This is a genomic window from Crossiella sp. S99.2 (assembly GCF_023094165.1).
GTDB lineage: Bacteria > Actinomycetota > Actinomycetes > Mycobacteriales > Pseudonocardiaceae > Crossiella.
The window spans coordinates 345,791-368,854 of sequence record NZ_JALMDK010000004.1 but is presented as its reverse complement, the minus strand read 5'-3'; the positions used below and the strand labels follow the sequence as shown (position 1 = coordinate 368,854).

Below are 23,064 nucleotides of genomic sequence, written 5' to 3'. Positions count from 1 at the left end.
CATCCGATGGCCTCACCCTGAAGTGCGGCCCGCGCGGGCCGCCAGGGGCCGGGGACCAGCCTAGGATCGCCGGTATGTGCGCCCACATCGTGCTCGCCGAGGACGACGAGCACCAGGCCGAACTCATCCGCCGCTACCTGGAACGCGAGCGGCATTCGGTCGTGGTGGTCGGCGACGGCCGCAGCGCCCTGGAGGAGGTCCGGCGGCGGCAGCCCGATCTGCTGGTGCTGGACGTGATGCTGCCACTGGTCGACGGCCTGGACGTGTGCCGGATCCTGCGCGCCGAATCCGCGCTGCCGGTGCTGATGCTCACCGCCCGCTCCACCGAGGACGACCTGCTGCTCGGCCTCGACCTCGGCGCGGACGACTACATGACCAAACCGTTCAGCCCGCGTGAACTCATGGCCAGGGTGCGCACCCTGTTGCGCCGCACCGGATCCGGCCGGCCCGAAGCCGACCCGGTGCTGCGGGTGGGCGCCATCGAGATCGACCCGCAACGCCACCAGGTGCGCTGCGCGGGCGAGGCGGTGGAGTGCACGCCGGGGGAGTTCCGACTGCTGGAAGCCCTTGCCGCGCAACCGGAACGCGTCTTCACCAGGGAACAGCTCCTGGAACGGCTGCACGGGTTCGACCGCTACATCACCAGCCGCACCATCGACGTGCACGTGATGAACCTGCGCCGCAAACTCGAACCCGACCCACGCCGCCCGGTCCGCCTGGTCACCGTGTACGGCGTGGGCTACAAGCTCTCCGACGACAGCGAGCGCCGCGGTGCGCCGTAGCCTGTTCGCGCGGCTGCTGGCCGCCTCCATCCTGATCGCGGTGTGCGCGGTCGGCGCCACCGCGTGGCTGGCCGTGCGCACCACCACCGTGGCCATCCAGCAGGAACAGGGCCGCGCGCTGGCCGACGACGCCCGCATCTACGACCAGCTCGTCGGCTTCGCCGCCACCCACCCAGACTGGTCCCAGGTGGACGGTCTGCTCCGCGAACTGGCCGCGAGCACCGGCCGCCGGATCGCGCTCACCACCCCGGAACAGAAGTCCATTGTGGACACCGATCCGGGAAAGGAGCTGCCGGTCAAGGCATCCGCGACCATCGACCCACTGAACCTGGACCGCTCGCTCGCCCCTGGCGCGCCAGGAGACCGGATCGACCCGCGCGCGGTCGGCCCGTTCCAGCTCACCCCGGCCGAACGGGACGCGTTGCGCCGCTCCGCCGAAGCCGCGCTGCCCTGCGTGCAAACCCGCACCGGCGGCCTGGCCCAGCTGACCACCAAACCCAACGGGCGCACCCAGATCGAGACGGTGAACCCGCTCAGCGTCAACGGCTGCTCCCAGCTCGCGCTGGACCGGCCCCAGCCCACCGAACTGGCCGCGATCGGCAAACTCAACGAGCTGTTCAACGACTGCCTGACCCGCCGCGGCCTGTCCAGGGCCACCCTCAAACTCGACCTGACCTGGGTCTTCGACCGGCCCGCGGTCAGCGCGCCCAACGGCGGCGAACTGGTGGACAACTGCCTCACCTCCGCCCGCAAGGAACAACTCGACCCGTTCGTGGCCGCCCCCGCCGTGCTCTACGTGACCGCCCCCGGCAACACCCCCTCGGCCTCGCTCGACCTGTCCCCGGCCAACCAGACCCGGATCCTCTGGGTGGCCGCGCTGGTGCTGCTGTTCACCGTGGTGATCACCGTGCTGGCCGGCCGGCGCCTGGTCCGCCCGCTGCGCGCGCTCACCGGCGCCGCGCAACGGATGAAGGACGGCGACGCCGCAGCCAGGGTCCAGGTCACCGGCCGGGACGAGATCGCCCGGCTGGCCGCGGCCTTCAACGAGATGGCGGAGAGCCGGGCCCGGGTGGAGGAACTGCGCAAGGCCATGGTCGGCGATATCGCGCACGAGCTGCGCACCCCGCTGTCCAACATCCGCGGCTGGCTGGAGGCCGCCGAGGACGGCGTCACCCAGCCCGACCAGGCGCTGATCACCTTCCTGCTGGCCGAATCCCGGCAACTGCAACGCATCATCGACGACCTGCAGGACCTGGCCATGGCCGATGCCGGGAAACTGCGCGTGCACCCCGAACAGCTCCGGGTGGCCGACCTGGTGGACACCCTGGTCTCCGCGCACCGCGCCGCCGCCGACGCCGCCGGCGTGCACCTGGAGTCCACAGTGGACGGTGACCCTGACCTGTGGGCGGATCCGGTGCGGCTGCGCCAGGCCCTGGGCAACCTGGTGGCCAACGCGGTCCGGCACACCCCGGCCGGGGGCCGGGTCACCGTCACCGCGCGGGCCGAACCCGAGGCGGTGCTCTTCGAGGTCGCCGACACCGGCAGCGGGATCAGCCCCGAGCACCTGCCGCAGGTCTTCGACCGCTTCTGGCGCGCGGAGAAATCCCGCAGCCGTCAGTCCGGCGGCAGCGGCCTCGGCCTGGCCATCGTCCGCCAGCTCGCCCAGGCCCACAGCGGCACCGTCACCGCCACCAGCGCACCCGGCGCCGGCTCCACCTTCACCCTCCGGCTGCCCCGCTAGAACGGGCTCCTCACCGCGGCACAACAACTCCCTGACATTTCCCGCTTACGCTCCCCGAGCATGCGATCACCCCTCAGACGGCTGCTGCCGGTGCTGCTCAGCGCCGCCGTCGTGCTCACCGGCGTCGCACCCGCCACCGCCCAGCCCGGCGCCACCGCGGCCGCGGGCGTGCCCGCCGTGTCCTATGCGGACGTGCTGCCGCACCTCCAGGCGTTCCAGCAGATCGCCGACCGCAACGGCGGCAACCGCGCGCACGGCACCCGCGGGTTCCAGGAATCCCTGGACTACGTCAAAGCCCGCCTGGACCTCGCCGGATTCCGCACCACCGTGCAGAAATTCCGGCACGACGGCAAGGACGGCTTCAACCTGATCGCCGACTGGCCCGGCGGCGAGGAGTCCCGCACCGTGTTCCTGGGCGCACACCTGGACAGCGTGCCCGAGGGCCCCGGCCTCAACGACAACGGCTCCGGCTCAGCCGCCCTGCTCACCACCGCGCTCACCGTGGCCAAGACCAAGCTGCCCACCGACCGGCACCTGCGCTTCGCCTGGTGGGGCGCTGAGGAGAGCGGACTGGTCGGGTCCCGGCACTACGTCGGCGGACTGACCCCGGCACAGCGGGAGAAGATCGAGGTCTACCTCAACTTCGACATGGTCGCCACGCCCAAACCACAGTTCTTCATCGTGATCGACACCGGCACCCCGGCCACCCCGCTGTTCCAGAAGTACTTCAAGGACCGCGGCAAGGACACCTTCGAGGTCGGCGCGGGCGGCGGCTCGGACCACACCGCCTTCCACGAGAAGGGCGTGCCCACCGGCGGCTTCATGACGCCCCTGGACGACTGCTACCACAAGGCCTGCGACACCCTGGCCAACCTCGACCCCGAGGTCCAGACCATGAGCACCAACGCGATGATCACCGCCGTCTGGGGCCTGGCCCAGGACCCGGCCGGGGTCGGCGACCCGTACTACCCCAAGGACGGCAACTCCGGCTACCAGGTCGAGCACTACGACGTGAACATCGACTACAACCCGGCCAAGCCGGACGAACTCACCGGCGACACCACCGTCACCGCCATCGCCCAGCGCGACCTGGACCTGTTCCACCTAGACCTCAACGGATTCACCGTCGATTCGACCACAGTGGACGGTGTCCAGGCCGCCAACCGGCGCGAGGCCGAGCATGAACTGGTGATCACCCCGAAACAGCGGATCCGCAAGGGCAGCAAGTTCAAGGTCCGCGTCCGCTACTCCGGCAAACACGGCACCGAAGGCTGGAAACCGATCCAGGGCGGCGGCTTCAGCGCCAGCGGCGAACCGCATTCGGCCGCCAGCTGGTACCCGGCCAACGACCACCCCTCGGACAAGGCCACCTTCGCGCTGACCGCCACCGTCCCGGACGGCTGGACCGCGGTCGGCAACGGCAAACCCGGCCAGACCACCAAGGCCGGCGGCCGCAGCACCTTCCGCTGGCGCGAGGACTCGCCCATGGCGACCTATCTGTCCACGGTCGCGGTGGACAAGTTCACCCTGCGCACCAGCACCCTCAAGGACGGCAAGCCCGCGATCTACGCCTGGGGCAGCGGCACCACCCCGGAACCGGCCTCCGAGGCCCTCATGCAGCCGATGCTGGACCACTTCAGCTCGCTGTTCGGCCCCTACCCGTTCAGCAGCACCGGCGGCATCATCGTCAACGCCAGCGGCCTCGGCGCCCTGGAAACCCAGAGCCGCCCCACCTACTCCGGCGGCATGTGGGACGCCTCCATGGCCCACGAGCTGACCCACCAATGGTTCGGCAACGCCGTCTCGGTCGCCGACTGGCGCAACGCCTGCCTCAACGAGTGCGTGGCCCAGTACGCCAACCAGCTCTGGGAGGAACGCAACGGCGCCGACCTGGACAAGGGCTTCTACCGCGGCATGATCGAGGACAACCGGAACAAGCCCGAGTTCTGGAAGGTCCCGCTGTATGACCCGGGCCCCGGCAAGGAACTGGACCCGGCGCTGTACAGCAAGGGCTCGGTGATGATGCACGCCCTCCGCCGCACCGTCGGCGACCAGGCATTCTTCGGCCTGCTCAAGCGCTGGATCCGCGAACACAACGGCGGCAACGCCACCTGGCCGCAGTTCGAGGCACTGGCCCAGCAGGTCAGCGGCAAGGACCTGCGCGGCTTCTTCGACGCCTGGGCCCGCGGCACGGTCATCCCGGCGGAGAAGTACCTGTACCCGAACGGCAAGTAGTCCTCCGGGAACTCTGCCCGGCCGCGGCCGGGCAGAGTTCCCGGAGCTGTATATATCGGAAGCCGTCATATACCGCGTAGATGGTCGTATCGTGGACACAGCTCGTCGCCGGACCTGTCGATTGACCGCGGGCCCGTTCGTCGTGGGGGAGTACCGGGTTCGCGAGAAAGGACAACGACCATGCAGTACCTGTTGCTGATCTGCCAGGACGAGAGCCGCGCCGAGGAGAACACCGAGGGCTGCGGCACCTGGGGCCAGGACCTGGCCGAACGCGGCATCACCAAGGGCGGCGGCATCCTCCAGCCCAGCACCGACGCCACCACACTGCGCCTGGGCGCCCAGGGCGAGGTGCTGCTCTCCGACGGGCCCTTCGCCGAGACCAAGGAGCAGATCGCCGGCTTCGTGCTGATCGAGTGCGCCGACCTGGACGAGGCGGTCGAGATCGCCAAGGGCCACCCCGGCGCGATCGCGGGTGGCTCGGTGGAGATCCGGCCGCTGTGGACCGGCGGCATGCACCAAGGCTGACCTGGAGATTCCCCGCACCTGGAGATCCTCCGACGGCAGAGGAGCCGAGCCACGGAACGTAGGGTGGCCGGGTGACCACACTGCGCGAGCCCGCCACCCGCACCGGGTTGCTGACCACGGTCCTCGCGTTCACCGCGCTGGTCACCCTGCTCACCCACACCATGCTCATCCCGGTCCTGCCCGGCCTGCCCGAACGGCTCGGCACCTCCCCGGCCACCACCAGCTGGCTGGTCACCGTCACCGTGGTGGTCGGGGCGGTGGCCAACCCGCTGCTCGGCCGGCTGGCCGATCTCTTTGGCCGCAAACGGGTTCTGCTGCTCGCCGTGCTCGCCTTCCTGCTCGGCTCGCTGCTCTGTGCGCTCACCGCCGACCTCACCCTGCTGATCGTCGGCCGGGCGATCCAGGGACTGTCCACAGTGGCCATTCCACTGGGCATCAGCCTGATCGCCGCACTGGTCCCGCCGGAACGCCGGGCGGGCGGGATCGCACTGGTCAGCGCCATGCTCGGGATCGGCGGCGCGGTCGCCCTGCCGCTGGCCGGACTGGTCGCCGACGTCTGGGGCTTCCACGGACTCTTCTGGGTCTGCTTCCTGGCCGGCCTGCCCGCGCTGGCCGCGGTCTGGTGGCTGGTGCCCGAGGTCCCCACCAACGGCGAACGCGCCCCGGTCGACCTGGTCGGCGCCACCCTGCTGGTCCTCGCGCTCACCGCGCTGCTGCTGCCGCTGAGCCGCGGCGCCGAATGGGGCTGGGACTCCCCGCTGACCCTGGGCCTGCTCGGCGCCGCCGCCCTCGGCCTGGCCGTCTTCGGCCTGGTCGAGTTACGCCGCCGGGCGCCCATCGTCGACCTCCGGCTGGCCGCCAGAGCCTCCGTGCTGCTGACCAACCTGTCCGCGTTCCTCACCGGGTTCGCGCTGTTCGTCAACTTCCTCGGCACCGTCACCGTATTACAGACCCGGTACGAACTCTCCGTGGTCCTCTCCGGCCTGTGCATGCTGCCCGGCGGCCTGCTGATGGCCGCCCTGTCCCCGGTCGCCGCCCGGCTCATCACCCGCCGCGGGGGCAGGTTCACCCTGCTCATCGGCACCGCCGGGGTCGTGCTCGGCTTCGCCCTGCGCCTGGCCATGGACAGCTCGCTCTGGCACGTGGTGCTGGCCACCACGGTCATCTCCGGCGGCGCCGGCCTGGCCTATTCGGCGATGCCCGCGCTCATCCTGGACGCCACCCCACCGGCGCAGGCCGCCGCCGCCAACGGGCTCAACTCGCTCGCCCGGACGCTGGGCAGCTCGGTCGCCAGCGCCGTCTTCGGCGCCCTCGCCGCCGCAGGTGGCCTACCTCTCTTCTTCGTCTTGGGCACGATCACCGCGGTCCTGGCTACCCTGGTCGTCGCCATGCCGGTCAGGCCAAGGCCCGACATTTCCTGATGTCCGCACAGGGCCGCACAGGACTGTCGGAGCACCCGGCTAGGCTCAAGTACGGTGTCATGCTGGCGAATCACCTCGTGCCACGATCCGGGAGAACGACCCTGTGACTGCTGAGACCCTTTACGGGGCCGACGACCTGACCCATCTGGAGGGTCTGGAAGCCGTGCGCAAACGGCCCGGCATGTACATCGGGTCCACCGACAGCCGGGGTATCAACCACCTCTTCACCGAGGTCGTGGACAACTCCACCGACGAGGGCATCGCCGGGCACGCGGCCAGGATCGTGGTGACCCTGCACGCCGACGGCAGCGTCCAGGTCGACGACGACGGCCGCGGCATCCCCACCGGGGTGCACGCCAAGTCCGGCCTCTCCGGCGTCGAACTGGTGCTCACCCGGCTGCACGCCGGCGGCAAGTTCGGCGGCTCCGGCTACAAGACCTCCGGCGGCCTGCACGGCGTCGGCGCCTCCGCGGTCAACGCGCTCTCGCACCGCTTCGACGTCACCGTCAAGCGCGAGGGCAAAGTGCACCAGATGTCCTTCGCGCACGGGGTGCCCGGCGAGTTCGACGGACCCGGCCCCAAGGCCAAGTTCACCCGCGTCTCCGGGCTCAACGTCACCGGCAAGATGAAGCGCAACGAGTCCACCGGCACCTCCATCCGGTACTGGCACGACGCCCGCTACTTCGAGAACGGCGCCGCGCTGGACCGCGAGGCCGTCCGCGGCAAACTGCGCAACACCGCCTTCCTCGTCCCCGGCGTCACCTACGTGCTGCGCGATGTCACCGAGGGCGGCATCACCGAGGAGACCTTCCACTTCCCCAACGGCCTGGCCGACATGGTGGAGTTCCTCACGCCTTCGGGTGACAAGCCGGTCTCGGCGATCATCCACGCCAACGGCGAGGGCACCTACACCGAGAACGCCGCCGACGAGAACGGCGTCATGCGGTCCAAAGTGGAACGCACCGCCCAGGTCGAGGTGTCGCTGCGCTGGGGCACCGGCTACGAGCGCACCGTGGAGTGCTTCACCAACACCATCCGCAACATGCACGGCGGCACGCACCGCCGCGGCTTCGACCGGGCGGCGCTGAAAGCCTTGCAGGAGGCCATCTCCAAGAGCCGCGGCCTGCTCAAGCCCAAGGAAGACCTGCCCCAGCTCGACGATGTGCTCGAAGGCATGACCGCGGTCATCCACGTGCGCATCCCCGAGCCGCAGTTCACCTCCCAGACCAAGGACGAACTCTCCACCGCCGGGATCACCAAGGTCATCCAGAACGTGGTGGAACGGCACATCAAAGCCTGGACCGAGGACAAGCGCAGCAAGGTCGAGGCCAAGACCGTGCTGCAGAAGGTGGTCGACGCCGCCCGCGTCCGGCTCACCCAGAAGCAGCAGAAGGACGCCGCCCGCCGCAAGACCGCGCTCGAAGGCGCGGCCATGCCGCCCAAGCTGGTCGACTGCCGCACCACCGGCGTGGCCCGCAGCGAACTGTTCCTGGTCGAGGGAGACAGCGCGCTCGGCTCGGCCCGGATGGCCAGGGTCTCGGAGTACCAGGCGCTGCTGCCGTTGCGCGGCAAGATCCTCAACGTGCAGAAGGCCAGCCTGGCCGACACCCTGCGCAACGCCGAGATCTCCAGCATCGTCCAGGTCCTGGGCGCGGGCAGCGGCCGCACCTTCGACCTGACCACCATGCGTTACGGCCGGGTGATCCTGATGGCCGACGCCGACGTGGACGGCTCGCACATCCGCACCCTGCTGATCACCCTGTTCGCCAAGTACATGCGCCCGGTGATCGAGGACGGCAGGCTCTACGCCGCCATGCCGCCCCTGCACAAGATCACCACCAAGGGCCGCAACAGCGAGACCATCTTCACCTTCACCCAGCGCGAGATGGAGAACACCGTCACCAAGCTGGAGAAGGCGGGCAAGCAGATCGTCACCCCGGTGCCCCGGTTCAAGGGCCTCGGCGAGATGGACGCCGAGGAACTCTGGGACACCACCATGAACCCGGCCACCCGCTCGGTCCGCCGCATCACCCTGGACGACGCCGAAGCCGCCGAAGCCGCGCTGGAGCTGCTGATGGGGGAGAAGGTCGAGCCCCGGCGCAACTGGCTGGTCGACTCGGCGGCCAGGGTCGACCGGGCCGCGATCGACGCCTGAGGCGCACGTTTTCCTAGAGGAGCCAGAGAGCTATGGCACGCCGCAAGGGCACCAGCACCACCAAGGTCGACCCGGCCGCTTTCGACCGGGCGGGCGCCCAGGTCTTCGACAACTCCCTCAAGACCGAGATCGAGGACTCCTACCTCGAATACGCCTACTCGGTCATCCACGCCCGCGCCCTGCCGGACGCCAGGGACGGGTTGAAACCGGTGCACCGGCGGATCCTGTTCTCGATGAACGAGCAGGGGTACCGGCCCACGCACGCCTACGTGAAGTCCTCGCGCGTCGTCGGCGACTGCTTCGTCCGGGGCGCGCTGGTGTCCACCCCGGATGGCCTGCGCCCCATCGAAGACATCGAGGTCGGCGAGCAGGTCCTGGATGGCCACGGGCAGGCCGTCCCGGTCACCGCGGTCTATGAGAACCCGCGGTCCGAGCTGGTCCGGGTGCGATGGTCCAACGGCCACACCATGCTGGTGACCCCCGGCCAGCGGTTCCGCACCGTCGGCGCGGACTACACCATCGGCTGGACCGAGGCCAGGGACCTCACCGGGCAGCAGACCATCGGCTACGGCCGGGCCCGGCGCGCCACCCTGCCCGGTGGCCACGACGTGTACCCGTACGTCCTGGGCCTCGTGGTCGCCGAAGGCTTCGCCGTGGACCGGGCCAGGGCCGCCGACGGCCGGGTCCGCATCCACATGTGCGACACCGAGCCGATCGACACCCTGCACGGCTGGGCCATCATGAACGGGCTCACCGTCTCCCGCGGCAAGCGGGAGGCCAAGAACCCGAAGCACCGCGACCAGCACGTGCTGACCTTCGCCCGGCACGCCGGCCTGCTGGAGGCCGGAACGCCGCGCAGCGACCAGAAGTTCGTGCCCGCGAGCGTGCTCGGCGACCGCTCCGCCTGGCTGCCGTTCCTGGCCGGTTTCTTCGACGGCGACGGCTACGTGCGCAAGCGGAACCGGGAGATCGTCCTGGTCAGCACCGGCGAGCAGCTGCTGCGACAGGTGTACTCGATGCTGGCCGACCTCGGCCTGCACGGGCACTGGTGGTCGCGGGCGAGCAAGACCGGTCACAAGACGCTGCACGGCCTGTCCCTCGCCGGAGCGGACGCGGCCCAGCTCGCCAAGGCGCTGCTGCCCTGGTCCACCATCGGCTACAAGCAGGACGGGCTCCGGCAGCTGGCCGAGCTGGACTACGCCTACGGCGGCAAACAGGGCAACGACCGGCTGCCCTGCGGTCCGGTGATCGCCGAGTTTACCGCGGCCCACCAGGGCGGCGGCTGGTTCCGGGACACCGAGGGCGTGGCATTCCGGGCCTCGCTGTCCGCGGTCTCCGGCGCCCAGGTGCGCTACGGCAAGGACCGGCACGGCAACCCGCTCGCCGAACGCTCATTCCCGTTGTGGCGTGCGGAAACAGACGGCTGGGTGGACAAGCTGCGCCGGATCGGCTCCCCGCTGGCCGACCGGCTGGCGGCGCTGTCCGGGTTCTCCTTCCTGACCGTGGAATCGGTGCAGCCGGTCGAGGCCGACACCACCTACGACATCCAGGTCGGCACCGAGGAACACGCCTTCGTCGTCGAAGGCTTCGTCACGCACAACTGCATGGGCAAGTACCACCCGCACGGCGACGTCGCGATCTACGACGCCATGGTGCGGATGGCGCAGGACTTCTCCCTGAACGCCCCGCTCGTCGATGGGCACGGCAACTTCGGTAGCCCAGACGATGGACCGGCCGCCTCGCGTTACACCGAGGCACGCATGTCGCCAGAAGCGATGCTGCTGGTCAGCGAGCTGCACGAGGACACCGTCGACTTCCGCCCCAACTACGACGGCTCCCTCCTGGAACCCACCGTCCTGCCGGCCGCCTTCCCGAACCTGCTGGTCAACGGCACCTCCGGGATCGCCGTCGGCATGGCCACCAACATGATCCCGCACAACCTCGGCGAGGTCGTGGCCGCCGCGCGCTGGCTGATCAACCACCCGGACGCCACCCTGGACCGGCTGATGGAGTTCGTGCCCGGCCCCGACCTGCCCACCGGCGGCCTGCTGCTCGGCCTGGACGAGGTCCGCAAGGCGTATGAGACCGGCCGCGGCGTGGTCCGGATGCGGGCCAAGGTCGAGACCGGCCCCCTGGAGGGCAGCCGTGGGCGGCAGGCCATCACGGTCACCGAACTGCCCTACGGCGTCGGGCCGGAGAAGATCATCGAGAAGATCACCGACGAGGTGAACAAGTCCAAGCGGCTCACCGGCATCGCCGACGTCAAGGACCTCACCGACCGGGAGAACGGCACCCGCCTGGTGGTCGAGTGCAAGGTGGGCGTCAACCCGCAGGCGCTGCTCGCCGACCTCTACCGGCTCACCCCGCTCGAACAGTCCTTCGGCATCAACAACCTGGTCCTGGTCGACGGCCAGCCGCAGACCCTCGGGCTCAAGCAACTCCTCGAAGTGTTCCTGGCGCATCGGTACGAGGTGGTCACCCGGCGCACCTCGCACCGCCGCCGCAAACGGCAGGAACGGCTGCACCTGGTCGAGGGCCTGCTCAGGGCGCTGCTGGACATCGACAAGGTCATCAAGCTGATCCGCAACAGCGACAACGCCCAGGCCGCCAAGGACGGCCTGATGAAGCAGTTCAAGCTCTCGGAGATCCAGGCCGCCTACATCCTGGACACGCCGCTGCGCCGCCTCACCAAGTTCGACAAGATCGAGCTGGAGGCCGAGCAGGAGAAGCTGGAAGCCGAGATCGCCGAACTGTCCAAGATCCTCGACGACGAGTCGGTGCTGAAGAAGGTCGTCTCCACCGAACTCGCCAAGGTCGCCAAGGACCTGGGCTTCGAGCGCCGTACCGCGCTCATCGACGGCGACCTCAAGGAGGTCCTGGCCGCCTCCAAGCCCGCCGGGCCCCTGGAAGTCGCCGACGACCCGTGCCAGGTGATCCTGTCGGCTACCGGCCTGGTCGCCCGCACCGCCGCCGAATCCGAGGAGTCCTCCGAGGCCCGGCGGCGCAACGGGCGCACCAAGCACGACGCGGTCGCCGCGGTGGTGCACTCCACCGCCCGCGGCCAGGTGCTGCTGATCACCACCCTCGGCCGCGCGTTCAAGACCGACGTGCTGCCACTGCCGGTGCTGCCCGAGCAGTCCGGCACCGTCTCCCTCTCCGGCGGCATGGCCGCCAGCGAACTCGTGCCCCTGGAGAAGGGGGAGAAGGTCGTCGGCATCGCGCCACTCGGCGAACAGGCCGGGGACTCGCCGGGGCTGGCCATCGGCACCAGGCAGGGCGTGATCAAGGTGTGCTCGCCGGAATGGCCGGTCCGCTCGGACGAGTTCGAGGTCATCTCGCTCAAGGACGGCGACGAGATCGCCGGGCTCACCTGGCTCGTGGACGGCAGCGAGACGGTTGCCTTCGTCACCAGCGACTCCTCCCTGCTGCGCTATCCGGCGAACCTGGTCCGGCCGCAGGGCCTCAAGGGCGGCGGCATGGCCGGGATCAACCTGGGCAAGGACGCCAAGGTGGTCTTCTTCGGCGCCATCCGCACCGACGACGACGAGCACGGCGAGCCGATGGTGGTCACCTCCACCGGGCAGAGCGTCAAGGTCACCCCGTTCGCCGAGTACCCGCCCAAGGGCCGGGCCACCGGCGGGGTCCGCTCGCAACGCTTCCTCAAGGGCGAGACGCATCTGCACATGGCCTGGATCGGACCGCGTCCGGCCGGCGCGAACGGCAGCGGGTCGCCGGTGGAGTTGCCGGAGGTGGACCCCCGGCGGGACGGCTCCGGCCACGCCCACCCCGGTCCGGATGTGGTGGGACACCTCATCGAACGCGACTGAGGCCCGCGATGCTCCCCCCGGCCGAGATCCAGGGCGACACCCGGACCGGCCGTGACTGGCTGATCGTCACCCTCGCCGGGCTGCTGCTCGGCGGGGTGACGTTCCTGTTCCAGGCCACCGGCCTGACCTGGCTGGCCAACTCCACCGCCACCTGGGCGGCCACCGCCTACCTGGTCGGCACGCTCACCAGGTGGAGCCTGTGGCGCTCCCCGCTCTACGGCGTCACCACGCTGTGGATCGGCCTGACCGTCTGGTACGTCGGCGCGGAGATCCTGCCGGGGCATTTCGGCTGGGCCACCCTCGGCGAGGCCGGGATCTGGCTCGGCGCGGCGGTGATGGCGGGTTCGGTGTTCGGCTATGCCGGGGCCTGCCGCCGCTATTGCGTGCGCCCCTGGTCCTTCCTGGGCATCGGGGTGATCGGCGGGGTGCTGCTGTGGGAGGGCCTGTACCGGCTGTTCGTGCTCGCACCTGACCAGCCCGGCAACACGCAGGAGATCGCCGGCGGCACCATGCTCGGCTGCGGGGTGCTGGCCGCGTTACTGCTGCCCCGCACCCTGCAGGACCGGTGGTACGCGCTGGGGGTCACCGCCGCGGTCACCGCGCTCGGCGCCCCCGCCGCGCCGCTGTTTCAGCTGATCCTGGAAAGCAACGCCTGAGCCTCGGCCGCGGTCAGCTCCACCCCGAACTCCGGCAGCAGATCGATGGCCTCGGCCGGGGTGATCGGCCGGGTCTGGGTCGGCCCGTCGGCGCGTTCCACGATCAGTTCGCCGCCGACCAGGCGGTGACTCACGCCCGGTTCCAGGCGCATCACCACCAGCTGCTGGGCGAACGGGGACCGCGGGTGGGTGGAGACGAAGTGGTGCGCGACCGCGTAGTCGACCGGGTGCTGCACCTGCTCGTCGAAACCGTGCAGGGATCGCCAGTTGCCGTCTTCCAGCTTCTGCAGCACCCAGTCCGGCCCGTCCTGCACCAGGCGGTGCGGCCACCCGGCCTGCTCGGTGACGAGGCCGTCGACCAGAGGCATCGGCGCGAACATGCCGGCGCCGAAACCGATGTCCACCAGGAAGTCCTGGCCTTCGGCGGTGATCACCAGGGTCATGTGCGTGCGGAAGCTGGGCTTGTACGGGTCGATCCGGGACAGCCGCCGCCGGACCTGGTAGCCGAGCTGGGTGGCCACCGCGGCGAAGAGCAGGCCGTGCTCGTAGCAGTAGCCGCCGCGTTTGCGGGTGATGAGTTTGTCCGCGATCAGTTTCAGGTCCACGCCCGGGTGCTGGTGGAGCAGCACGTCGATGTTCTCGAACGGGATCGCGGTGCTGTGCGCGGCATGGAGGGTGCGCAGGGCCTCGACGGTCGGCGCCTGCACCGGTGGGTGGGCGATCCGGTCCAGGTAGGCGCGCACGTCGACGGCGTCAACGGTCCACTCGTCGTTGGTGGTCTGCTGGGTCGGCGTTGTCATGCCCGCAGTCTCTTACCTCCAGTGCGCTGGAGGTCAAGGTTCAGCTCGCGGTGATCACGACCATCTCCACGCCGCTGTCCGCCGGGGTCCGCCAGCTGTGCCGGGCGCCTGCCGGGAGGTAGAGCTGATCGCCGGTGGCCAGGTACTCCATCCGGTCGTCCACGGCCACGTCCAGCGCGCCGTAGACCACGAAGATCAGCACCGGCGTCTCGGCCGGACGCGATGGCGGCGGGCAGTCCGACCCTGGCGGCAGGGTGGTGCGCACCGCGTTGAGCATGGTCGAGTTGGGCAGGGTCGCGTTCGGCACGGTCGCGTTCGGCACGGTCGCGTTGAGCGTGGTCATGGTGCCCCCTCGCAGTAGTTCTACAACGTAATAGTACGGAGCCTAACTATCTCGCGGCAAACTAGAGTGCCCCTATGGGTATCGACGGGCTGGCCGACGCGGACGGGATCCTCGCGGCCTGGCGGCAGGAGCGGCCGGACCTGGAGGTGTCCTCGCTGGGGCCGTTCATCCGGATGTTGCAGGTCACCCAGCTGGTGTCGGCCGCGGTGGAACGGGTCTTCCTGGAACACGGGCTGCGCCGCGGCGAGTTCGACGTGCTCACCTCGCTGCGCCGTTCTGGCGCGCCGTTCACCCTGACCCCCTCCGAACTGGCCGGGCTGCTGATGCTCTCCCGCGCCGGCATGACCAACCGCCTGGACCGCCTGGAGGCCGCCGGGTATGTGGAGCGGCGCCTGGATCCGGCGGACCGGCGGAGTTTCCTCATCGCGCTCACCCCGCGCGGCCGCGAGGTCATCGACGAGGCGTTCTCCGCGCACGTCGCCAACCTGCACCGGCTCACCGCGAGCGTCAGCCCCGAGCAGCGCGGGCAGCTGGACGCGATGATGCGCACCCTGCTCGCCGACCTGCGCACCGAAGGTGGTTGTCAGCCCCCCGGGCTACCGTGAGGCCATGACGGTCCAGACGGCGGTCGCCGAGGCCTTCCGCACCGAATGGGGCCAGGTGGTGGCCACCCTGATCCGGGTCACCGGCGACTGGGACCTGGCCGAGGAATGCGCCCAGGAGGCCTTCGCGCTGGCCCTGGAGACCTGGCCGCGGGACGGTGTGCCGCAGCGGCCGGGGGCCTGGCTGACCACCGCGGGCCGCAACCGGGCGATGGACCGGTTGCGCCGGGAGGCGGTCGGCAACGCCAAACTCCGTGAACTCGCCACCACCCCGGCCGCCGACCTGGGACCCGAACCCGAGCCCGACGACGACAGCGGCGTGCGCGACGACCAGCTCCGGCTGATCTTCACCTGCTGCCACCCGGCGCTGCCCCTGGAGGGCCGGGTCGCGCTGACCCTGCGCACCCTGTGCGGCCTGACCACCCCGGAGATCGCGCGCGCCTTCCTGGTGCCCGAACCCACCATGGCGCAACGCCTGGTACGGGCCAAACGCAAGATCCGCAACGCCGGCATCCCGTACCGGGTGCCGCCGGCGCACCTGCTGCCGGAGCGGATGACCGCCGTGCTCGGCGTGCTCTACCTGCTGTTCAACGAGGGCTATTCGGCCACCGCGGGCGAGGACCTGCTGCGCGGCGGCCTCAGCGGCGAGGCCATCCGGCTGGGCAGAGTCCTGTGTGGACTGATGCCGGAGGAGCCGGAGACCCAGGGGCTGCTGGCCTTGCTGCTGTTGCAGAACGCTCGCCGCTCGGCCCGCCTGGACGACCACGGCGACCTGGTCACCCTGGAGCAGCAGGACCGGAGTCGCTGGGACCAGGACGAGATCGCCGAGGGCACCGCGTTGCTGGACGCCGCGCTGCGCCAGGGCCGTCCCGGCGTGTACCAGCTCCAGGCGGCCATCGCGGCCTGCCACGCCAACGCCAAGCTCGCCGAGGACACCGACTGGCCGCAGATCGCCGGTCTCTACGGCGAACTGGCCCGCCGGGTGCCCTCCCCGGTGGTGCGGCTCAACCGAGCGGTGGCCGTCGCCATGGCCGAGGGCCCGGACCGGGGCCTGGAACTGGTGCGGGAACTGGACGAGTCAGGTCAGCTGGACGGCTACCACCTGCTCCCGGCCACCCGCGCCGACCTGCTCCGCCGCCTGGGCCGGGACGTCGAGGCGGCCGAGGCGTACCGGGCGGCGCTCAAGCTGGTCACCGCCGAGGCGGAACGCCGCTACCTGGACCGTCGGCTGGCATCACTGGCCCAGGACGGGTAGTCGGTCCACGCGGTCAGCGCCAGCCGGCTGCTGAACTTCCGCTCCTCCCCGGTGATCGGGTCGGTGAAGCCCAGCGTCCTGGCCAGCAGTTGCAGTGGCCGGGAGAAGTCGTCCAGGGGGCGTTCGGTGAGCACCGGGTAGAAGTCGTCGCCCAGGATCGGGATGCCCAGCCGGGTCAGGTGCAGCCGGAGCTGATGGGTGCGCCCGGTCTTGGGCCGCAGCCGGTACCGCCCGAGCCCGTCCCGCTGTTCCAGGAGTTCCACTTCGGTCTCGGCGTTTGGCGGCCCGTCCACCTCCTGCGCGGTGATCACGCCGCGTTCCTTGAGGATCCGGCTGCGCACCGTGGTGGGCAGCACCAGCCCCGGATTCACCGGCGCCACCGCCTCGTACTCCTTGTGCACCAGTCGGTCCCGGAACAGCGTCTGGTAACTGCCGCGATCAGATCGGTTGATCACGAACATCATCAGTCCCGCGGTGACCCGGTCCAATCGGTGCGCGGCACTCAAATCGGGCAGGTCGTACTGGCGGCGCAACTTCACCAGCGCGGTTTCCTGGATGTGTTTCCCGCGCGGAATCGTGGCCAGGAAATGCGGTTTGTCCACTACGAGGAGGTGTTCATCACGATGGACGACCCCGATCGGGAACGGCACCGGCACCTCCACCGGCAACTCCCGGTGAAACCACACCACCCCACCCGGCACATAGGGCGCGTCCAGTTCGAGCGGTCCGCTGAGGTCGGCGATCCGCCGCTCGGTGAACATCGAGTCGATGACATCCTGGGTGACCAGCGGCAACCGGTCGGCCAGGTGCGCGCGCACAGTGGGCCAGCTCCCGGTCTCCGGCAGCCGCATCCGGGCCGGGTCGAGCCCGAAGCGCTGCGGCAACGGGGCGGGAGTTTTCCGTCTCACCGCCTGAGCCTAGTGGCTCCCGCGGATCCAAGGTCGAGGGCACGGATCCGCGGGAGCCACCGTCTCCCCCTGCGGTTGTCCAGCCTGCCCGGCTCCCCGGTGAAAAGAAAGCGTGGAAAACCGAACAAATGCACCGTGAGAAAGTCATGGTTCATGAGCCAGGTCTCATTTCCGGGGGTGGTCGTCATCATTCGCCGCGCACGAAGTCCCGACAGCGACTATTTTCCGGGCGGGGAGGTTCGCCGAATGCCGTTCGTGGAACGACGACTGCCGCTGACCGGTGTCGCGGTCGCGGTGCTGCCGGTCTGCCTGGCGGTGCCCTGGCTGTCGCACCTGGGCATGCCGGATCGGGGCCCCTCGATCTGGCGGTCGGCGCCGTTCCTGGCGCTCAGCGCCGCGCTGCTGGCGCTGGCCGCCTCGATCCGGTTGCGGCACGGCCTGCCCTCGCCATGGCAGCGGGCCGCGGTGCTCGTGCCCCAGCTCCTGCTCGCGCTCGCCGCGCTGATCGTGCTCGGCCCCAGCACCTTCGCCCCGGTCTTCGCCGCCTGCACCCTGCTGGTCCTGCTGCCCGACCCCTGGTCCGGGCGTGGTTTTGTCGCGGTGCTGGCGGTCGAGGTGTTCCTGCTGGCCCTGGTCTCCGACTCGCTGGTGCCGGTGATCATCCGGATCGGGCACAGCCTGGCCGTCGGCCTGGCCGTCTACGCCTCGGTCCGGGTCGCCGAACTCGCTCTGGAGCTGAACCGCACCAGGGCCAGCCTGGCCAGTCTGGCCGTGGCCAGGGAACGCACCAGGGTCTCCCGCGACCTGCACGACAGCCTCGGCCAGGAGATCACCGCGATCGGTCTGCGCGCCGAGCTGGCCGCCCGGCTCGCGGTCGAGGACCCGGACGGCGCGGCCGAGCACCTGGGCGTCATCCAGCGGATCACCGAACACACCATGAGCACCGTGCGCCGGGTCGCCAACGGCGACTGGCAGCCCGACCTCGGCGAGGAGATCAGCAGTGGCATCGCCCTGCTCACCGCGGCGGGCATCCGCTACCAGCTCCGCTTCGGCGCGGTGGTCCCCGGCCACGCGGCGGAGGCGGTGAGCTGGGTGGTGCGTGAGGCGGTGACCAACGTGCTCAAGCACAGCACCGCCCGCCGTTTCCTGCTGACCACCGAGGACCTGGACGGCTGGTGCCGCCTGACCGTGGAGAACGACGGCGTCCGCCCGGCCACCGCTCCGCCCGGCAGCGGCCAGGCCGGTCTCACCGCCCGGATCACCGCCCTGGGCGGCCGCCTGCGCGCGGGCCGGGTGGGCCGGACCCGCTACCGCCTGGTCGTCGAGATCCCCACCATGCCATCCAGCGATGCCGCCACCGCGGCCGCGGCCACCGCGAGCGAGGTCCCCCGATGATCCGTGTCGCCGTGGTCGAGGACATGACCGTGCTGCGCGAAGCCCTGGTCGCCGTGCTCAACTCCGTCCCCGACATCCAGGTCACCGCCGCCCTCTCCAGGGGTGACCAGGTCGCCGCGCTGGTCCAGCACGCCCCGCCCGAGGTGTTGCTGCTCGACGTCGAACTCCCCGGCCGGGACGGCCTCACCGTGGCCGCCGACCTGCGCACCACCGCCCCGCACACCCGGATCCTCATGCTCAGCGTGCTGGACCGACCTGGCGTCGTGCACCAGGCTCTGGCCGCGGGCGTGGCCGGGTTCCTGCCCAAGGGCGTGTCCATGGACCGCCTGCTGGACTCGATCCACCGGGTGCACGCCGGCGAGTCGGTGTTCCCGCCCGGACTGCTCAGCACCGCGCTGCGCCGCGGCCAGAACCCGTTGACATCAAGGGAAACCCTGGTGCTGCGGTTGATGGCCGACGGCGACAGCGCCAAGGAGGTCAGCCGCAGGCTCGGCCTGGTGGCGGGCACCGTGCAGAACCACATGACCCGGGTGCTGCACAAACTCGGCGCCCGCAACAAGGTCGAGGCGATCCGCATCGCTACCGACAACGGCTGGCTGACCGGCTGACCTCCCTGTCCGGCAAAGCCTTGCGCTACAACAGTTTGTCCTGGGTGATCGGCAGGTCCCGGATCCGGCGGCCGGTGGCGTGGAAGACCGCGTTGCCGATCGCCGCGGGCACCCCGGTCATCGGCGTCTCCCCGAATCCCCTGGCGCCCAGTGCCGCGCTGGTGGGATCCGGCTCGTCCACGAAGTGCGTCTCGATCTCCGGCACGTCCGCGTTCACCGGCATCAGGTAGGTGGACAGCGTGGCGTTCATGATCCGGGCGTGCGCCGGGTCCACCACCGCGTGCTCCATCAACGCGAACCCGATGCCCCAGATCGCGCCGCCGATGGCCTGGCTGTGCGCGGTGCGCCGGTTGAGCACCCGGCCCGGGTCGTAGGCGCCGACCACCCGGCTCACCGTCACCTTGCCGTAGCGCGGATCCACCCGGACTTCCACGAACACCGCGCCGGTGGTGTAGTTCGGCGTGTTCGCGCTGCTGCCGGTCGATTCCACCGCTTTTCCGTGCCGGGTGAGGACATCGCGGTAGCTGTCCCGGCGGCGGCGGTCCTTGGCGAACAGATATCCGTGTTCGGTGACTATGTCCTCCGGTCGCATGCCATGCAGTGGTGAACGGGGATCGGTCACGGCCAGCCGGATCACCTCGGCGCGCACGGCGCCGGCGGCCTGGTCGACCGCGCCGGTCACGCTGTTCACCGTGCCGGAACCGAAGGAGCCCATGGCCACCGGGTAGTCGGTGTGGCCGAGCCGGGTGGTCACCTCGCTCAGCGGCAGGCCCAGCACCTGCGCGGCCACCTGGGTGAGCACGGTGTAGGTGCCGGTGCCGATGTCCTGCGCCCCGGTGCTCAGCGTGGCCCGGCCGTCGACCCCCACGCTCAGGTGCGCGCCGGAGGGCATCGCGCCGCAGGTGTGCGCCTCGGTGGCCATGCCCCAGCCGATCCGGATGTCCCCGTCCCGCATCGACCCGATCCGCGGATCCCGCTGGGACCAGCCGAAGGCACGCGCGCCGATCCGGTAGCACTCGTCCAGGTGCTTGCTGCCCCAGCGTGCCCCGGTCTCCGGGTTGGTCGCGGCGTAGTTGCGCAGCCGCAGTTCCACCGGGTCGATGCCGAGCCGGTGGCTCAACTCGTCCAGGGCGGTTTCCAGGCCGTGGTGCGCGGCGAGTTCGGGGGAGCGGATGAACGAGCCGTTCTGCAGGTCCAGCCGCACGGCCTGCTGCCGCACGTGCAGGTTGGGCACCGCGTAGAGCAGCCGGGAGGAGTGGCTGCTGTTGTACACCCGGTCCTCGGTGGCCGAGACCTGCTGGGTGGAGACGTGCACCAGCGCGGTCAGCCGCCCGTCCCGTTTCGCGCCCAGGGTGATCCGCTGGCTCAGCTCGCTGCGGTGGCCGTGCGCGGTGTAGAGCTGCGCCCTGGACAGCACCAGTTTCACCGGCCGGTCCAGTTCCCTGGCCGCGGCGGCGGTGAGCAGGGTGTGCGGCCAGGTCGCGCCCTTGGCGCCGAACCCGCCGCCGAGGTAGGGCGAGACCACCTTGACGTCGGCCAGCGGCACCCGCAACGCCTGGGAGACCGCGCTGCGGGCGAAGGTCACCGACTGGGTCGACTCGTACACGGTGACCTGCCCGCCGGTCCAGTGCGCGATGGTCGCGGACGGCTCCATCGGGTTGTGCAGATGTATCGGCGAACTGTATATGCCCTCGATCCGGATATCCGCTTCGGCGAGTCCGGCGGCGGGGTTGCCGCGGATCGTCTCGTTGGGTGTGCCGCTCTGCACCGGCGGCACGAACTCCTCGCCCTCGGCCTCGTGCAGCGCGGAGCGGTGTTTCTCGGTCTGGTACTGGGCGCTCACCAGGCTGGCGGCGTGCTGGGCCTGTTCCAGGGTGTGCGCCACGACCAGGGCGATCGGCTGGCCGTTGTGGTGGATCCGGTCGTCCTGCACCGGGAGGTAGCCCTTGCGGTACGGGCCGACCGGCATGGTCAGTCGCGGCATGGTGTGGTGGGTGAACACCCGCAGCACGCCCGGCGCGCGTTCGGCGGCGGTCACCTCGATGCCGGTGATCCGGCCTCTGGCGATGGTGCTGAGCACCAGGAATCCGTGCAGCAGCCCGGGAATCCGCTGGTCTGCGGCGTAGGTGGCGGCGCCGGTGACCTTGTCGTGGCCGTCCACCCGGTCCACGGGGCGCCCGATCAGTCCGCCGGTCATCGTTGCCTCCCGAGTTCGGTGAGCACGCCGGTGAGTGCCCTGCGCATCAGCTCCACCTTGAAACCGTTGTGCGCCAGTGGTTGTGCGCCGCGGACCGCGGCTTCGGCGGCCGCGGCCAGGCTCGCGGCATCCAGGTGCCTGCCGCGCAGGGCGGCCTCGGCCTCGGGGGTGCGCCAGGGCCGGGGCGCGACCCCGCCGAAGGCCAGCCGGACCTCCTGCACCCGGCCGCCGCGCTGGGTGAGGCAGGCGGCCACCGACACCACGGCGAACTCGAAACTCTCCCGGTCCCGCAGCTTCAGGTAGCGCGACCGCGCGGACAGCGGCCCGGTCGGCACCTCCACCGCGGTGATCAGCTCACCCGGCCGCAACCCGGTCTCCAGCTGCGGGGTGTCCCCGGGCAGCCGGTAGAACTCGGCGAACGGGATCCGCCGCGCGCCCTCGGCGCCCAGGGTCAGCACGGTCGCCTCCAGGGCCTGCAGGGCGACCGCGAGGTCGGAGGCGTGCACGGCCACGCAGTGCTCGCTGGCCCCGAACAACGCGTGCATCCGGTTGTGGCCCTGCCGGGCCGGGCAGCCACTGCCGGGCTGGCGTTTGTTGCACGGGAAGCCGTTGTCCCGGAAGTAGCCGCACCGGTTGCGCTGCAACAGGTTCCCGCCGATCGCGGCCATGTTGCGCACCTGCGGCGAGGCCGAGTTCAGCAGTGCCGAGGACAGCACCGGGGCCTGGGTGCGCACCGCCGGATGCGCGGCCACCTCGGCCATCCGGGCCAGCGCGCCGATCCGGATCCGCCCGGCCGACACCTCGATCCCGTTGAGCGGCAACGCGTTGATGTCGACAACCAGGTCGTGCGCCTGCACGCCGTCCTTCATCAGGTTCAGCAACTCGGTGCCCCCGGCCAGGTAGGCCGCACCCGGCGCGGACCCCGCCCGCACCGCCTCCGCGCTGACCCGCGGCCGCTGGTAGCCAAACGCTCTCATCCCCGCACCTCCCGCGCGGCATCGCGCACCGCGGCCACGATGTTGGGATAGCAGCTGCACCGGCACAGGTTCCCGCTCATCCACTCCCGGATCTCCGCGTCCGAGCTGGTGTGCCCTTCCTCGATCGCGGCCACCGCGGACATGAGCTGGCCGGGGGTGCAGAATCCGCACTGGAAGGCGTCCCGGCGGATGAACGCCTCCTGCACCGGGTGCAGTTCGCCGTCGGCGGCCAGGCCCTCCACGGTGCTGATCCGCTGGCCCTGCCGCATCACCGCCAGGGTCAGGCAGGACTTGATCCGCTGCCCGTCGGCCAGCACCGTGCAGGCCCCGCATTCGCCGCGGTCGCAGCCCTTCTTCGTCCCGGTCAGCCCCAGCCGCTCGCGCAACGCGTCCAGCAGGGTGACCCTGGGCTCGACCGCGACCCGGTGCCGCTGCCCGTTGACGGTGAGCGTGATGTCCACAGTGGACCCGGGCTCAATACTGTCCACTGTGGACTCTTCGGCGGCCGGTGCGGCGACCGCGGGCAGGCCGCCCGCGGCGAGCACTCCCGCGGTGGCGCCACCGGCCTTCAACACTGTCCTTCTGCTGGGCCGGACCTCGGTCGGATCGGATTGCTCGGACATCAGACCTCCTCGAA

18 protein-coding genes are annotated in these 23,064 nt (G+C 70.6%); 12 read left to right on the top strand and 6 right to left on the bottom strand.

The genetic code is table 11. From position 1 onward, the window contains the following. Positions 1-74 precede the first annotated feature (74 nt). From MZC64_RS17480 to MZC64_RS17445, 8 genes are all read left to right on the top strand, one after another. Entirely contained in the window at positions 75-782 is a 708-nt protein-coding gene (locus MZC64_RS17480; protein ID WP_247757769.1) for a response regulator transcription factor, read from the top strand. Next, a complete protein-coding gene (locus MZC64_RS17475; RefSeq protein WP_247757768.1) occupies positions 772-2,523 on the top strand; it encodes an ATP-binding protein in 1,752 nt (583 codons plus the stop codon). Before MZC64_RS17480 ends, MZC64_RS17475 begins: the two co-directional genes overlap by 11 nt. A gap of 60 nt (positions 2,524-2,583) precedes the next feature. Next, positions 2,584-4,758 (top strand): M28 family peptidase, encoded by a 2,175-nt coding sequence (locus tag MZC64_RS17470; RefSeq protein ID WP_247757767.1) that lies wholly within the window; start codon positions 2,584-2,586, stop codon positions 4,756-4,758. 180 nt (positions 4,759-4,938) lie between these two features. Beyond that, the gene (locus MZC64_RS17465; protein WP_247757766.1) at positions 4,939-5,283 is read left to right on the top strand and encodes a YciI family protein; all 345 of its coding nucleotides are present in this window, start codon (positions 4,939-4,941) and stop codon (positions 5,281-5,283) included. Positions 5,284-5,354: 71 nt separating this feature from the next. Next, a complete protein-coding gene (locus MZC64_RS17460; protein WP_247757765.1) occupies positions 5,355-6,704 on the top strand; it encodes an MFS transporter in 1,350 nt (449 codons plus the stop codon). Positions 6,705-6,807: 103 nt separating this feature from the next. After that, entirely contained in the window at positions 6,808-8,859 is a 2,052-nt protein-coding gene (locus MZC64_RS17455; RefSeq protein WP_247757764.1) for a DNA topoisomerase IV subunit B, read from the top strand. A 32-nt stretch (positions 8,860-8,891) separates the two neighbouring features. Then, positions 8,892-12,686, top strand: coding sequence for a DNA topoisomerase (ATP-hydrolyzing) (locus MZC64_RS17450; protein ID WP_247757763.1), 3,795 nt, complete (start codon positions 8,892-8,894; stop codon positions 12,684-12,686). An 8-nt stretch (positions 12,687-12,694) separates the two neighbouring features. Continuing rightward, positions 12,695-13,342 carry a DUF6518 family protein gene (locus tag MZC64_RS17445; protein WP_247757762.1) on the top strand — a complete coding sequence of 216 codons (648 nt, stop codon included), beginning with the start codon at positions 12,695-12,697 and terminating at the stop codon, positions 13,340-13,342. Here MZC64_RS17445 and MZC64_RS17440 read toward each other — a convergent pair. Beyond that, a complete protein-coding gene (locus MZC64_RS17440; protein ID WP_247757761.1) occupies positions 13,315-14,142 on the bottom strand; it encodes an arylamine N-acetyltransferase in 828 nt (275 codons plus the stop codon). The genes MZC64_RS17445 and MZC64_RS17440 overlap by 28 nt on opposite strands. Before the next feature lie 40 nt (positions 14,143-14,182). Continuing rightward, a complete protein-coding gene (locus MZC64_RS17435; protein WP_247757760.1) occupies positions 14,183-14,485 on the bottom strand; it encodes a cupin domain-containing protein in 303 nt (100 codons plus the stop codon). A gap of 74 nt (positions 14,486-14,559) precedes the next feature. Here MZC64_RS17435 and MZC64_RS17430 point away from each other — a divergent pair, with 74 nt between their 5' ends. Both MZC64_RS17430 and MZC64_RS17425 read left to right on the top strand, forming a co-directional pair. Next, positions 14,560-15,090: a MarR family winged helix-turn-helix transcriptional regulator gene (locus MZC64_RS17430; protein ID WP_247757759.1), complete on the top strand. Its 531-nt coding sequence runs from the start codon at positions 14,560-14,562 to the stop codon at positions 15,088-15,090. Positions 15,091-15,094: 4 nt separating this feature from the next. Then, the gene (locus MZC64_RS17425; RefSeq protein WP_247757758.1) at positions 15,095-16,342 is read left to right on the top strand and encodes an RNA polymerase sigma factor; all 1,248 of its coding nucleotides are present in this window, start codon (positions 15,095-15,097) and stop codon (positions 16,340-16,342) included. On the opposite strand, the gene MZC64_RS17420 is transcribed toward MZC64_RS17425, so the two are convergent. After that, positions 16,300-17,250 (bottom strand): RluA family pseudouridine synthase, encoded by a 951-nt coding sequence (locus MZC64_RS17420; protein ID WP_247757757.1) that lies wholly within the window; start codon positions 17,248-17,250, stop codon positions 16,300-16,302. The two genes, MZC64_RS17425 and MZC64_RS17420, sit on opposite strands and share 43 nt — an antisense overlap. 246 nt (positions 17,251-17,496) lie before the next feature. Between MZC64_RS17420 and MZC64_RS17415 the strand changes: the two genes are divergently transcribed. Together MZC64_RS17415 and MZC64_RS17410 are read left to right on the top strand one after the other, a co-directional pair. After that, on the top strand, positions 17,497-18,645 hold the full coding sequence (locus tag MZC64_RS17415; protein ID WP_247757756.1) for a sensor histidine kinase: 1,149 nt from the start codon (positions 17,497-17,499) through the stop codon (positions 18,643-18,645). Next, positions 18,642-19,253 carry a response regulator transcription factor gene (locus MZC64_RS17410; RefSeq protein ID WP_247757755.1) on the top strand — a complete coding sequence of 204 codons (612 nt, stop codon included), beginning with the start codon at positions 18,642-18,644 and terminating at the stop codon, positions 19,251-19,253. Before MZC64_RS17415 ends, MZC64_RS17410 begins: the two co-directional genes overlap by 4 nt. 25 nt (positions 19,254-19,278) lie before the next feature. On the opposite strand, the gene MZC64_RS17405 is transcribed toward MZC64_RS17410, so the two are convergent. Genes MZC64_RS17405 through MZC64_RS17395 form a run of 3 tightly spaced genes read right to left on the bottom strand, consistent with a single transcriptional unit; the run spans position 19,279 to position 23,050 of the window. Further along, positions 19,279-21,450 (bottom strand): xanthine dehydrogenase family protein molybdopterin-binding subunit, encoded by a 2,172-nt coding sequence (locus MZC64_RS17405; protein ID WP_247757754.1) that lies wholly within the window; start codon positions 21,448-21,450, stop codon positions 19,279-19,281. Beyond that, the gene (locus MZC64_RS17400) at positions 21,447-22,427 is read right to left on the bottom strand and encodes a xanthine dehydrogenase family protein subunit M (RefSeq protein WP_247757753.1); all 981 of its coding nucleotides are present in this window, start codon (positions 22,425-22,427) and stop codon (positions 21,447-21,449) included. Before MZC64_RS17400 ends, MZC64_RS17405 begins: the two co-directional genes overlap by 4 nt. Further along, positions 22,424-23,050 (bottom strand): (2Fe-2S)-binding protein, encoded by a 627-nt coding sequence (locus tag MZC64_RS17395; RefSeq protein ID WP_247757752.1) that lies wholly within the window; start codon positions 23,048-23,050, stop codon positions 22,424-22,426. Before MZC64_RS17395 ends, MZC64_RS17400 begins: the two co-directional genes overlap by 4 nt. Between the last annotated feature and the right edge of the window lie 14 nt (positions 23,051-23,064).